The 13,050-nt window shown below is 48.0% G+C and carries 10 protein-coding genes; 9 read left to right on the top strand and 1 reads right to left on the bottom strand.

Annotated features, from left to right (window positions below; all coding sequences use genetic code 11):
- Window positions 1–155: 155 nt before the first annotated feature.
- From MINF_RS11235 to MINF_RS11500, 3 genes are all read left to right on the top strand, one after another.
- A complete protein-coding gene (locus MINF_RS11235) occupies window positions 156–341 on the top strand; it encodes a hypothetical protein (RefSeq protein WP_148205230.1) in 186 nt (61 codons plus the stop codon).
- On the top strand, window positions 334–606 hold the full coding sequence (locus MINF_RS11230; RefSeq protein WP_012464407.1) for a hypothetical protein: 273 nt from the start codon (window positions 334–336) through the stop codon (window positions 604–606). The genes MINF_RS11235 and MINF_RS11230 overlap by 8 nt, the downstream gene beginning before the upstream one ends.
- A gap of 106 nt (window positions 607–712) precedes the next feature.
- Complete coding sequence (locus tag MINF_RS11500; protein WP_187146936.1) at window positions 713–853, top strand: hypothetical protein; 141 nt, start codon at window positions 713–715, stop codon at window positions 851–853.
- A gap of 158 nt (window positions 854–1,011) precedes the next feature.
- Here the strand turns inward: MINF_RS11500 and MINF_RS09140 are convergent, their stop codons facing one another.
- On the bottom strand, window positions 1,012–1,197 hold the full coding sequence (locus tag MINF_RS09140) for a hypothetical protein (protein WP_048810327.1): 186 nt from the start codon (window positions 1,195–1,197) through the stop codon (window positions 1,012–1,014).
- Window positions 1,198–1,252: 55 nt separating this feature from the next.
- Here MINF_RS09140 and MINF_RS09135 point away from each other — a divergent pair, with 55 nt between their 5' ends.
- From MINF_RS09135 to MINF_RS09110, 6 genes are all read left to right on the top strand, one after another.
- Window positions 1,253–2,878: a methyltransferase gene (locus MINF_RS09135; protein ID WP_048810326.1), complete on the top strand. Its 1,626-nt coding sequence runs from the start codon at window positions 1,253–1,255 to the stop codon at window positions 2,876–2,878.
- Window positions 2,879–2,973: 95 nt separating this feature from the next.
- The gene (locus tag MINF_RS09130; RefSeq protein ID WP_048810325.1) at window positions 2,974–6,423 is read left to right on the top strand and encodes a glycosyltransferase; all 3,450 of its coding nucleotides are present in this window, start codon (window positions 2,974–2,976) and stop codon (window positions 6,421–6,423) included.
- Window positions 6,420–7,127 (top strand): DUF707 domain-containing protein, encoded by a 708-nt coding sequence (locus MINF_RS09125; RefSeq protein WP_048810324.1) that lies wholly within the window; start codon window positions 6,420–6,422, stop codon window positions 7,125–7,127. Before MINF_RS09130 ends, MINF_RS09125 begins: the two co-directional genes overlap by 4 nt.
- Entirely contained in the window at window positions 7,120–8,874 is a 1,755-nt protein-coding gene (locus MINF_RS09120) for a glycosyltransferase family 2 protein (RefSeq protein WP_012464401.1), read from the top strand. Before MINF_RS09125 ends, MINF_RS09120 begins: the two co-directional genes overlap by 8 nt.
- Window positions 8,875–9,396: 522 nt before the next feature.
- The gene (locus MINF_RS09115; protein WP_012464398.1) at window positions 9,397–10,263 is read left to right on the top strand and encodes a class I SAM-dependent methyltransferase; all 867 of its coding nucleotides are present in this window, start codon (window positions 9,397–9,399) and stop codon (window positions 10,261–10,263) included.
- A gap of 198 nt (window positions 10,264–10,461) precedes the next feature.
- Window positions 10,462–12,597, top strand: coding sequence for a filamentous hemagglutinin N-terminal domain-containing protein (locus MINF_RS09110; protein WP_012464397.1), 2,136 nt, complete (start codon window positions 10,462–10,464; stop codon window positions 12,595–12,597).
- The last annotated feature ends 453 nt before the right edge of the window (window positions 12,598–13,050 follow it).

Below are 13,050 nucleotides of genomic sequence, written 5' to 3'. Positions count from 1 at the left end.
CGGGTAATCCCTGCAATGACCTACCAAACTCCCAGATCATGGGATCGTTGCAGCTGAAGCGGTTTTAGGTTTTTCACAACCGGGATTTGCAGCTACCCTTCTTAGTGGTTCAGGGACTACGGTAATTTTGTGGGGGCCTAGTGGGGGGATTGGTAATGTTAGAGGTGTGGGTAACTTGTTTTCGGGACCTGGGCTTACCGTGGGTTCTTGGGCTACACTTAAGATTGCGGTTTTTTTCCCTTCTCAGTGTGGATGCAACGGGAAGTCCCTCTTTCATGATGGAAGCGATGACTACGAGTTTAGCTCATATTCCTGTTTGTGTAGCCAACGGTAGTGGATAGAAATTCTATTTTTAGTCAACAAGGGTTTTATCATGGGAAACATCCCAAAGGGTTAGAATATGTAAATCCAAGCTTGGTTGCCGGATCGGCTAGGATAGGAAGGGGTGGAGGAATTGATAATCCTGGAACGATTATAGGACCTGAGGCTGTCAGCCTTGATCCAACCAATAGCCATCATCTTGGGCATTATCCCTTGGGGTCGATAGCTGGCTCTGGGATCATAATCACAACAAGCTCTTTTTCCCAGGAATATTTTGAGCCTTGATAGTCCGACCGGTTCGGTATTTTTGTGAGGCGGTACAGTAAGTTTAGCGAACAGTAGTTTTAACTCTCTTGCTCGTTTTGCTCCCGCTCGAGCGGGAACTTTTTTTATGGATACGCCCCTGACCGTCAATACCCCGATATTTGGCATACCCATTCCGCCGGGTGACACAGGGGTTGTGGGCAATGTTGCAGCTCCGGGAGTTTTGACTACTGCGCTTGTGTGTGTTCGGTGTTGCGGGGAATGTTAGCAATGATTTGGGTCTCCATCCGACCCAGAACGGTTTTCATATTGCAAGCGGGCCGCTTGGAACAACGAACATAATTTTTAATGCCTTGGGGAGTGCACCTCAAGTCATCAACCTTGCGGTCAGTGGCACCACTCCCTTTAATTCCGGATCGACATCGGCTATACGATATTGGCTTGACCTAACTTCCAGGGGATATGTCTTTCGGCTCCATCGATCAGCTCCCAGCTCCCTTTGTAAGGGGTGGGAATACCCTGGTGCATACCTCGGTGCCCATTTCCCTTCCAAGGTTTTAAGATAAGAAAGGAGTGGGCAAAAGAAAGAGGCCGGTCCTTTTGATTTTGCATCTTGACAGGAACTTTTCCTTTTCCCTAAGCTTAACAGAATTCCTGTTCATCGTGGATGAGATTGAAGGACATTTTTATCGACTTGCTGGGTCAAAGAATAAACGGCAAAAAGGCCATAAATAAGGGAAACCAAGAGGATATTTCCCAGCTTAAAGCCGGGGATCTTCATTACAAGGCCTACGTGGGTCCTCCCGACCAGTACGACTTCATGGGGGCAACCCAGTTCAGGCTTCTTTGTGCCTTGGGGCTGAGAGCTCATCACAGGCTTCTTGACTTTGGATGCGGTTCACTGCGGGCCGGCAAGCTTTTCATTCCTTACCTGGATAAAGGCAACTACTTCGGCATAGAGCCTGCAAGTTGGTTAATTAAAGAAGCCCTGAGAAAGGAGCTAGGCAAAGATATTATCCGAATCAAGCAACCCCATTTTAACCACAACCGGGATTTCAAAACCGACGTTTTTGGAGTGGATTTCGACTACATTCTCGCCCAATCGATTTTTTCCCACGCGGGGAGGGATCTCATCCTGAAAGCTCTCAAGAACTTTGCCCGCTCGCTCAAGTCCCAGGGACTTATCGCGGCGACCTTTATCGAAGGGGAAGAGGATTTTGAAGCAGAGGGTTGGATTTACCCGGGAATTGTCAGCTACCGGCCGGCCACTATCGAACGCTGCATTGAAGAAGCCGCCCTTTGTTTTGTCCGACTGCCCTGGTATCATCCAAGGCAAAGCTGGTATCTGCTCGCAAAAGATAAAAGTAAGCTTCCCAGCCGGGAGCAGCTTGCGTATTTAACCGGGGCCGTTTACCATGAACCGTTTTTTGAGGAAAGCTTAAAAAAAGATCTCCTTGGGTTTTATTCTTACCGGGCGTTGGACAAAGCTTACTTGGAGCTTGATAAAACCCACCTCCTTAGGACTAGAAATCTACGGCTCATCCCCACCGAGGAAAACCGCCGGGGCGGGAAGTATGCTTACGGGGAGTGGGCTCATGTGATAGGGATATTCCAGACCCTCATTTACCAGAACCTGGACAAAAAAGAGGAGAACCTTATCCTGGACATGGGGTGTGGCACAGGGCTTTTGGCGATCGCCAGCGAACCTTTCCTCGGGGAAAAGGGGGCCTACTATGGAGTAGATGTTCGCTTGGAGGACATCGAGTTTTGCAGCCGCCATTACGATTCCCAAAAGTTTCACTTTATTGATTTAAAGGCTAAAAACCCCCATTATGCTCCCTTGGGGGAAGAAAAGCCAAAACTTCCCTTTGAAGACGATTTTTTTGATCTCGTCACCGCCCTTTCGGTCTGGACGCATCTTTCAGAGGAAGATAGCCTCTTTTACTTCTCGGAAATAAGCCGGGTGATGAAAAGAAAGGCCAGGGCCATCGTCACCTTCTTTCTGCTCGATGAAAGCTACGAGAAAACTTTACCCTTGCGCACCAAGGAAACCGGCAAATACCACATGACCGAAAAAAACCGGTGGGTATTTAACAAGAAGGCTTACGGTTCGGGCTACTGGTTTTGCCCGGAATGGGCGGAGGTGCCCGAAGAGGCGATTGGACTCAAGGAAGAAGCCTTGCAGTTGCTTTTGAAAGAGAGCTCCTTGAAAATTTGCCGTTATTATCCTGGAAACTGGAAAGAAATCCCCGGTGTTTTTTTTCAAGACGTTGTCATTTTTGAAAAGGAATGAAAAGAAGGTTTTTCCTTTCGATTGGTATTCAATAAGACAAAAGAGGGTATCTTGTGATTTAATCACTAAGAACCAGAGTTTTGAGGGGTAAGAGGATGGAACACGGAGAAAAGACTAAAGAGAAAAGAAGGATCGTTATTGTCCTTGGGATGCACCGCAGCGGGACAAGCGCACTGAGCCGGTCTCTCATGGCCTTGGGATTATCTCTTGGCCAAAGCCTGTTGGATCCCCAGCCGGATAATCCCATGGGATTTTGGGAAGACAGGCAGATCGTGGCCATCAACGAAGAAGTTCTTGCGGCGAGCGGTTCTTCCTGGGATAGTTTTGCTCCTCCTGATCTTTCTCTCAAGGAAGCGAAGATGGTCTCCCTCCTCAGAAAAGCCGAAGAGTTGATCGAGCAGAAGTTAAAAGAGAAGAATTTTGCTTTTAAAGATCCTCGGACTATCCGACTCCTTCCCTTTTGGCATACGGTTTTTGAAAAAAAGGAGATCAGTCCTTCTTACCTGCTGGTCATTCGCAATCCGTTGGCCGTTGGTTATTCCCTATTCCGGAGAAACCAATTCCCCTTGGTCAAGTCTTTTTGCCTTTGGCTTTCCCATAACGTCTTACCTTGGCCGCTCTACGTGCCCTATTTAAAAGCGGTCGTCGATTACGACCGGTTTTTGGATCAGCCCGAAAAAGAACTTCAAAGGATAGCCGGGGTTTTTTCCCTGCCTTATGACGACCAGGCTGTCTTGGTTTTGAAAAGAAACTTTCTCAAGCAAGAATATCGTCATGCCCGTTTTACGGACATGGATCTTGAACGGCACCAAGCGGCCTTTTATCCCCTGGTCGAAAGCTGGAAGCTTTTTAAGGCGATGGCTACTTTTTCTCCCATTCCCAGGGAAGCTAAAGCCCAGATGGATAGCCTTTCCAAGTCATTCTCGGCATTCCAGCAACTCTTGTCTCTTTTTGATTTTTACAACGAAAGTAAGAAAAAAGAGCTTGCCGAACTATACGATAGGGAAAAAAAGCTTGGAGAAGAACTCGAAGAAAAAAAGCTGGAGATCCGGGAACTAAAAGAAAAATTAAAAAAAAACCATTTTGTTAACAGGGCTAACAAGGAATTCATAGCGAAAATTTTTAGAGATCTCGCTTACTCATCGCCGGGGAAGAAGAAAATTTGGAACAGGGGGAAAAAGGAAGTCGACCCCGAAAAGGAAATGGCGGTCAAGTTCATGGAATCCGGGCTCTTTGATCCGGGTTACTACTGGAGTTGTTATCCTGATGTTAAGAAGGCGGGAGCCGATCCCCTGCTCCATTACGTTCGGCACGGCTGGAAAGAGGGAAAAAATCCCAATCCCTATTTTGATTCTGCCTATTACTTGGAAAAGAATCCCGAGGTCAAAGCGGCGGGCGTAAACCCGCTTCTTCATTTTATCGAGAATGGTTGGAAGGAAGGACGCAACCCGCATCCGGATTTTGACCTGGATCTCTACTTGGAAACCCAACCCGAGGTAAGGCTTTCGGGAGTCAATCCTTTGAAACATTTTTTAGAAAGTGTAAAGTCCTTGGAAGGGGGGACAGCGCCCGGGCAAGGCACTCCGGAACGCGGCCAGTACTTAAAAATTTTGCGTTCTTCTCTTTTTGACAGGGCTTATTACCTGGGACAATATCCCGACGTTCAGGAAGCAGGAATCGATCCCCTGCTCCATTACATCCGGCACGGTTGGAAAGAGGGAAGAAATCCCAATCCCTATTTTGATTCTGCCTATTACTTGGAAAAGAATCCCGAGGTCAAAGCGGCGGGCGTAAACCCGCTTCTTCATTTTATCGAGAATGGTTGGAAGGAAGGACGCAACCCGCATCCGGATTTTGACCTGGACCTCTACTTGGAAACCCAACCCGAGCTAAGGCTTTCGGGAGTCAATCCTTTGAAACATTTTTTAGAAAGTGTAAAGTCCTTGGAAGGGGGGACAGCGCCCGGGCAAGGCACTCCGGAACGCGGCCAGTACTTGAAAATTTTGCGTTCTTCCCTTTTTGACAAGGCTTATTACCTGGGACAATATCCCGACGTTCAGGAAGCAGGAATCGATCCCCTGCTCCATTACATTCGGCACGGTTGGAAAGAGGGAAGAAATCCCAATCCCTATTTTAATTCTGCCTATTACTTGGAAAAGAATCCCGACGTCAAAGCGGCGGGCGTAAACCCGCTTCTTCATTTTATCGAGAATGGTTGGAAGGAAGGACGCAACCCGCATCCGGATTTTGACCTTCGTTCTTACCTAGAGCGTTATCCCGATGTCAAGCAAGCCCAGGTTAACCCCCTTTGGCATTATCTCCATTACGGGCAAAAGGAAAACAGGATCACCAAGGGAAAAAGTACACCGCCTTGGGAGATCTCCCCTTCGATGGCTCCGCGGAAAAAAGCCCTTGTTTTTAACGATTACTTGCTAGTGCCAGATCGCCGAGGGGGAGATTTCAGGACTTTCCAGATTATAAAAATCATTCGGGAACTGGGTTGGGAAGTGAACCTAGCCGTTCTAAATGACCGGGAAAACCATGGGAAAGTGCTGCAAGAAGATAATCTCGATATAGAGTTCAAACACTACGAAGGGATTCTTTTTGAAGCGGGGGTGAAAGAGATCCTTCTTGGAGAAGAAAAGATAAAAACCTTTCTGAGCCGACAGGGACAAGAGATTTCAGTAGCTTACGTGTTTTCCCCAACCGTTGCTTATCATTTCATTCCCTTGATCAGGAGTTATGCGGTCAATGCCAAGCTCATCTATGATCCGGTGGATCTAGCTTTCATTAGGCTAGAGAGAAAAGCGGCCCTTTCAAAAGATCCTTTAGTGATAGAAGAAGCAAAACAAGCAAAGATAATCGATACCACCAACTTCGTGGCTTCGGATGCCATTGTTGCGATTACCGAGGAAGAAAAAGAGAAAATACTAGAGCTTTCTCTCCAAAGCCGGGTCGAGGTGGTCCCCAACATCCACGAGGTCCATAAACCGAAAAGTCCTTGGGAAAATCGCAAGAGTATTCTATTCCTTGGCTATTTCGGTCATGAGCCTAACGTGGACGGTTTAAGCTATTTTATTCTGGAAATGTGGGAAAGTATCCGGGAACACATCCCGGGCTGTTCCTTCGAGATCGTGGGTAGTTTTCTTAAAGAATACGTGCCGGAGGAACTGTTAAACCGGCCGGGGATCCAGCCGGTGGGTTACGTTCCAGATCTTGTCCCCTGCTTTGAAAAAGCAAGGGTGTTCGTGGCTCCCCTCAGGTTCGGAGCGGGAATGAAGGGGAAAATCGGGATGGCGATGGCTTCCGGGCTGCCCGTTGTCACCACTTCCATTGGGGCTGAAGGGATGAAGCTAGAAAACGGGAAAAATGCCTTTATTTGCGATGATAAAGAGGAGTTTATCCAGGCGGTAGTGAGGCTTTACAAGGAAAAGGAGCTTTGGGAGAGACTCTCGCAAGCCGCCCTTGAGCACGTGGAGAGTCGCTATTCCAAGGCTGTCGTCAAGGAAACCTTAAAGAAGCTTTTTTCTTTTCATTGCTTATGAACAAGCCAAAGGGTAAGATCAAGGTTTTTGGGGTATATTATTTAAATAAGCCCTCTTTCATCCGACAGTTGGTTCAAGCATGGAATGCTTCAAAAGAGTGGGCAGTCGAGCAGAGCTGGGTGGCCTTGGGCGAGGGAGAACCGGAATTGGAATTGCAAGCTTATACCTTGAAAACGGGACAATTCTGGAAGTTTGCCGTTGCCAACGAAGTGATTCAAAAGGATAGCCCTTTTGACTACCTTTTCATATGCGATGACGACGTGGTTTTGCCGCACGGTTTTCTGGACCGGTACATGGAAATCGTTCTTGAACGGGGATTTGATCTTTCCCAGCCCGCCCGCTCGCACGACAGTTTCATCGATCATCCTTTTACAGAAAGGATAGACGGTATCCAGGCGAGGCTGACCCGTTACGTGGAAATAGGCCCTGTAGTGTGTTTCAGCAGGAGGGCTTGGGAGCTCGTTTCCCCTTTTCCGCCATTCCCTCCCTCGGGGTGGGGATTTGATTTCGTCTGGCCCCTGGCCATGGAAAAGGCCGGCTACAAAATGGGAATCGTCGATAGTCTTCCTTGTGTCCACAACCTCAGGGTTCCCGTCCTTAACTATGCACAGTCTAATCCCTGGAAAGACATGGAGTATTTTCTTTCTGTTACCCCTCATTTGAAAAAAGAAGAAGCTTTTCGGATCTTGGAAGTTTATGCCTGATCGTCCTCATCCTCTTTTGAGTGTCATTATCCCTACTTTCAACCGGTCCTTTTACCTCCGGGCAGTGCTTGATGCTCTTGTCCAGCAGGACCTGGATAGCTCCCTTTTTGAGTTGATCGTTGTCGATGACGGCAGCAGCGATGACACCCCCGAGGTTGCCCAAGCTTTTTCATCCGGCTTGGCCTTGCGCTACGTGCGCAGGGAAAATGCGGGGCAAGCTTCCGCCCGGAACTTGGGGATTTACCTGTCCAGGGGGGAGATCTTGGTGTTCCTCGATGACGACGACATTCCCTCCCGCTCCCTTCTTTCCGAGCATCTGAAAATCCACGAGCAATTTCCGGATCCCCGGGTCGCCGTCTTGGCTTACACGGAGCTTTCGGAGAGTTTGAAAACCGATCCTCTTTTGGCCTACGTCACTACCGAAGGTGGGCAATACTTCAGTTATCCCGCTTTGAGCGAGGGCGGCATTTACGATTGGACAACATTTTGGTCGGGAAGGATTTCTGTCAAACGCTCTTTTCTTATTGAAGGAGGTGTCTTTAACCCCATTTTCAGGTTCCTTGAAGACGTAGAGCTGGGATGGCGGCTTTCCAAGCTTGGTTTAAAAGTAGTGTTCAACAAGAATGCCCGAAGCGTTCTCATTCGCAACCCCGGCTTTGAAGGGATCTGCCAACGGGAAAGAAACAAGGGGAAATACCACTTCCTTTTAGGTTATCTTTACCGAGACGAACGGATCAAGAGCTATGCAAGGATCGAGAATTGGCGGGAGAAATGGCGGCGGTATGCTCCTTTTAGTGAAAATCTCTATGTTTCGGTAAAGAAACTTCACGATTGTCTTGCTTTAAGAATAAAAGAGGGCCAATCGATCGACGAGCACAGGCCCCTGCTTTACGAGGCCTACCGTAAGCTTCTCGAATGTTTTTTTTACAAGGGGATGAGCGAAGGACCACAACTTGTCTTGGATCTTGGGAAAAAAGGTTATCTTGTAGAATCTCAAGGCAAAAATCTCGTTATATCTTTCCCCCGGGGAGTCCGGCCTCTCGTATCTTCCGTTTCCCTTGACAAGGAGAGTTTTTCATATCCCCTTCTTGAAGAGATCTTCAGGTTTTCTCCCAAGCGTTTTACTGTTAGCCCGCTTGGAGAGCTGGCAGCCCGAGCTGAAATAGAAAAAGATCTTGCCGAGTATCTCTGGGAGGGGATTCCCCAAGGAAGCAAAACCATCGAGGTCGATGGGGTGGTCGCTACCCTGGTTTTTTTGAACAAGAAGATGGATCATACCGCCTTGTTTTCCAAGGCGGAAGGCGAAGAAATCCTCCAAGAGTATTTGAAAAGCAAGAATAGGGAGGTTGATTCATTAAAAATATTGAGAGGACCCACCGAAGAAAGGCTTGCCGAGCTTAAAGAAACGGGTTTTGATGCCGCCGTTATGCACGGTAAGAAAGGCTTTCCTTATCCTTTCGTGGAATTTCTCTTCCTTTCCAAGTTGTTGAAAGCAAAGGGACTGCTTGTCGTTAACGATACTTTTGGTTATGGTTGTTCCCTCTTGTGCCAATACCTGCTTTCCTTGGAAAAGGAGTGGAAACTGGAGAAAACCTTCTCGGGATCGATGGTCTTTAGAAAGTTAAAAAACCTATCCCAAGAAGAAAGACAGTCCATTAAAGCTTTTGATCTTTCCGGGGAGGAAAAAACCTTTACCCTTGTCGGTCCTTATTGGAGAGAGACTTTCATTGGAGAACAGGACTCTTGAAAGATAACAAAAGAACCGGATTTTTTTAAAAAAAGTCCCGGTTTGGAAGTGTCCTTGGGACGCCGGGACCATCGGGAAAAAAATTCCCCTTTGACTCCAGATTTTTTTCTATGTAAAAGCTTTACTTGCTCGACAAGGATAAGAGGATTAAGAAAATCTACTCCATGACCCTAGTGGATGATCAGGGCAAAGAGATGGTTTAAAATGCCGGTTGTTTTCATTGCGGTTTAAACTTTAAAGATTGGCCTTTTAGGTTTAGACTTTTTTGTTCACCCAAGTCGATGAACGAACAATATTAGCTTCTGATCGAAAAGCCCCGCTTTTTTCTTTTGCCCCGTGGCCGAAAATTCCAGGTTAAAGGCCTTTTTTGACTTTCAAGGTATAAAGCGGCCAAGGAGAGTGGGCTCAAGGGAAAAAAACATTCCCATGGCGGCCGGAAGATCCGTAGAAAAAACAGCTCAAAACCATGGAAAAGCGGGCATAAAAAAAAAATGAAGAAATCGGCTTTGAAATTGAAGGGGAATGAAACAAGGAGTAAAAAAGTCTAACGATCAAGAGCAAGCAGTGAGTAGAGCAATAGAGATCGAAGATTGGTATCCTTATGGGGCCAGCCTTGAACCCCGGTGGGAATGGAACAAGAGGGTGCATCCCCTGCTTGATGATCTTCTAGGCTCTCGACTCCAAACCTTCGAGGGTTATCTCCGGGCCTGGAAAAAATTTGTTCCGGCCCTCCTTTCCATTAATTCTTTTTTGCCCCTGGAAAACCTTTCCGCCTTCTGGCATAACCGCTGGTTTACTAGCCTGGATGGGGTTGCCCTTTTTGGGATGATCGCCCAAGAAAAACCGGGACTATACCTCGAAATGGGTTCAGGCTACTCCACCCTCTTTGCCTACGCGGCCAAGAAAGCTCATAGTCCCACAACCAAGATTGTCACGATAGATCCGGCCCCGAGAATCGAGGTGAGTCCTTATATCGATGAGGCGATCCAGTCAACTCTCCAGGACTCTCCTCCCTCTCTTTTTGAACGGCTCCAGGCCGGGGACATTCTTTTTATCGACGGTTCGCATAGGGTTCTTCAAGGCTCAGATGTGACGGTTTTCTTCCTTGAAGTGTTGCCGGTTGTAAAACCCGGTGTCCTCGTTCATCTCCATGACATATTCTGGCCCGTGGATTACCCCAAAGCATGGTCAAAAAGGTATTATTCAGAGCAGTACCTCTTGGCCGCCTTGTTTCTCTACGCCCAAGAGAAATTTGACATCTTGTTTGCTTCTCATTACATCTCCATGCAACCTGGGCTCGTCCAAGTTTTAAATGAGTTATGGACCGCCCCTCAGCTCCAGGGCCTAAAGCCCCTTGGCGGTTCATTCTGGTTTAGGAAAAAAGCTTAAGGGGCTTGATATTCCTCGACAAGTTTGAAGTAGGTATCCTATTCAAAAAAAAAGTTTTAAAAAATCAAGGGCGGATTAGAAAAACTATGTAAAAAAAAGTTGACCCCTTTTGGTTCCTTTGATGTAATGGTTAGCGCTTTTCCCTATCCGGGAAGATAGATCCCTCGTTCATAAAGAAGGGGGGTTGCAGGAGGAAATATGCATAAGAAATTCTTGAAAAAATTAAGAAAATGGATCTTTGCCTCTCTTTTTTTAGGTTTTTCTGCCCTGTATAGCCAGAAACTTCTAGCCTTTGTCCCTCCTCCTCTTCCTCCTCCCCCGGCTCCGAATCAATTGCCCGGCCATGGGCAGGTGATCACGGGAGCGGCGACGTTGAATCCTCCCGGAAACACGCTTCAAGTGGAAAGTCAGTTTACTTCTATAATGTGGGGAGGTCCTTCCTATAATTTAAACCCCAATCAGCCGGCCGGTTTTAACGTGGGAGCCCAGGCTCATTTCGGGATCGTGAAAAATTTTCCCGGGCCTTCGGTGGCCGCCTTGTTGAACGTGGACGTCAGCGGTAATCCTTCCCAGGTCTATGGGAATATCACCGTTGCCGGGGACGTGATCTTTTTCTTGGCTAACGGCAGCGGTATTATTGTGGGTCCTTCGGGGACGATCAATGCCCCGGCGGGGATCGGTCTTTTCGGTTACTCGATAAACCCCTCGAATTTCGGGGGTTCCGTGAGCATTGCTAAGGACAGCCCGGGAAGCTTCGTCACGGTGATGAATGGAGCTACCCTGCGGAGCGAAAAGCCTGGGGCGATGATTCTTATTGCAGCACCCCAGTCGGTCAATATAGCTGCTCTAAAGGGAGAACCCGGGGATGGGGGAATCGTGGCTAAGGGAGGGGTAAGCCTGGTTGCCGGTTATGCGCTGAGCGGTTATAACGGCTATGGATTTACGGTGCCTTCCAATGGAGCCTTTAGTGTGCCGGCTAGCTTGAATATCCATGGATCGACCGATGAGCAACCTTTCGTGATTTCAACGGCTCTAAGTAACGGTAATATCTGGATAACGGGTGGCAGCGTGGTTTTGCCTCCCACCGGGGCTCCCGGTTTTGGAAGCCTTGTCTGGTCCACCACTCTAGTCAATGACGCTACGGTTGCCTTTTCCGGTCCTTTATCCATCGCCAACCGGCAGTATAGCGGCTCCTTGTACAATTATGGATCGATTGTATCCTTTGACGAACAACCCATAGTCATTAACGTCAACGGTTCTATTGTCAATTATGGGATCATTAACGGGGGAGAGTTGAACGAAGATGCTGATCAAAACGTAACCCTACAGGCTTGGCAAGGGGGAGTCGCCAACTTCGGAACGATAAACGGCCATGATACGATCGTTATTGCGGCGACGAACCCTTCAGGGACGGGAACTTTCCCCAAAGGGGGAGTCTTTTCTAATGGAACGATCTCTTTTAGTGCTGAGGATACTCCAACCACCCTTATTTTCCGGAGTGCAACAGGGCCTGGGTACTTAGGGGGAACGGTCAATTATGCTTCTCAAATGGGTATTACCAATGCCTTTTTAGGCAGCGGATTTTCTCCCGGCTTTCCCTTCGAGTTGGCGACCAATCTGACGGCCCAAAATGTATCCTTTAACGGGGGAAGCCTTGTAGGCGGGGGGATACTTTCCGTGCAGTCGATCGATCTTACCCTGAGCGGCAATGTCAATCATGTCGTGTCGACCAATCCCCTGCTTAACGGTTTCCAGTTAGCCAACGGTCCTTTCCCTTCGACCAATATCACGATTAATGCGGATGGAACAGGACCGCAGTTCATCAATATTGCGGTGAGTGGCAACGCGGTTGTCAATTCGGGGAACAGTTCTACTTTCATGCAACAGGTCATGGTTAACGGTGTGCAGGGACTCACCCTACCTGTTCCCAATGCCGGGGGCAATCTCCTCCTCAATGTCAGCGGGAACTTGACGGTTAATCCCGGAAGTCCTTCCCAGTTTGCGATGAGCAGGGACATTTTAAGTTTCCCCGGTTTTGTATTTCCCGGGGGCATCGCCATGAAAGCGGGAGGATCGCTTACGGTCAATGCTTCCCTGGATAACGGTTATTCTCCCTCGGCGGGGACCAACTACCAGGGGATTTTCCTTTCCTCTCCTTTCCTATCTGTAGGTTATCCTTTTGTTACAAATGGAAACACGCGGGTTACGGTTTCTTCCCCGGTTAACGAGGGTGTTTATGCGGTCAGCCCCATTTCTTCTTCTAACCCCACCGTCTACACGGTCGTTTTGAATCCTTCCGCCTTGGTGGTGGGTCCCTTTCCTTGGAGCCCATAAGCAGGGAATAGGGAAAACCGAGCCTGGAAAAGGTTGGAGGGGAAGCGGGGATTGTCTAAAAGAAGGCTTTTCCTCTGCATGGGCCTGGGTTTTTTGTAGGCTCCGGGTGTTGGGGATGCTCAATCTTCTTTTGGAAGAGGAAAGTTCTTTTTTTGGATACGCGGGCCTTTTTCTTAAGCTAGAACTTGAAGCCTAGGATCCTTTCTCCATTTCCCTTTCCTTTAACGGCTTGGAGCTCTTTGGCTGGAAAAAAGATTGACTTTTTAGGTTTCCAAAAGAAGGAAAAAAAGCTTTCTTGGCGGTGGACGGGGCCGTGGAGGAATGTTCCTCTCCTGTGCGGTTTGATTATAATGGGGAGGAGAGCTTAGCAGAAAAGCTTTTTTAAGTCGAAAGAAAAGAAAAGGCCTTGGCGGATTTTAAGTAAATTCCCCAAAAAAAATGATTTCCTTTCAT

It is taken from the genome of Methylacidiphilum infernorum V4, from assembly GCF_000019665.1.
Lineage (GTDB): Bacteria > Verrucomicrobiota > Verrucomicrobiia > Methylacidiphilales > Methylacidiphilaceae > Methylacidiphilum > Methylacidiphilum infernorum.
This window is presented reverse-complemented; position numbering and strand designations above follow the sequence as displayed.

What these genes read in the sequence shown, in the direction of transcription:
- MINF_RS09125 (WP_048810324.1), top strand. Translation starts at nt 6,420, where the DNA reads ATGAACAAGCCAAAGGGTAAGATCAAGGTTTTTGGGGTATATTATTTA.
- MINF_RS09140 (WP_048810327.1), bottom strand. Translation starts at nt 1,197, where the DNA reads ATGCAAAATCAAAAGGACCGGCCTCTTTCTTTTGCCCACTCCTTTCTT.
- MINF_RS09130 (WP_048810325.1), top strand. Translation starts at nt 2,974, where the DNA reads ATGGAACACGGAGAAAAGACTAAAGAGAAAAGAAGGATCGTTATTGTC.
- MINF_RS09110 (WP_012464397.1), top strand. Translation starts at nt 10,462, where the DNA reads ATGCATAAGAAATTCTTGAAAAAATTAAGAAAATGGATCTTTGCCTCT.
- MINF_RS09115 (WP_012464398.1), top strand. Translation starts at nt 9,397, where the DNA reads ATGAAACAAGGAGTAAAAAAGTCTAACGATCAAGAGCAAGCAGTGAGT.
- MINF_RS09120 (WP_012464401.1), top strand. Translation starts at nt 7,120, where the DNA reads ATGCCTGATCGTCCTCATCCTCTTTTGAGTGTCATTATCCCTACTTTC.
- MINF_RS09135 (WP_048810326.1), top strand. Translation starts at nt 1,253, where the DNA reads ATGAGATTGAAGGACATTTTTATCGACTTGCTGGGTCAAAGAATAAAC.
- MINF_RS11500 (WP_187146936.1), top strand. Translation starts at nt 713, where the DNA reads ATGGATACGCCCCTGACCGTCAATACCCCGATATTTGGCATACCCATT.
- MINF_RS11235 (WP_148205230.1), top strand. Translation starts at nt 156, where the DNA reads ATGTTAGAGGTGTGGGTAACTTGTTTTCGGGACCTGGGCTTACCGTGG.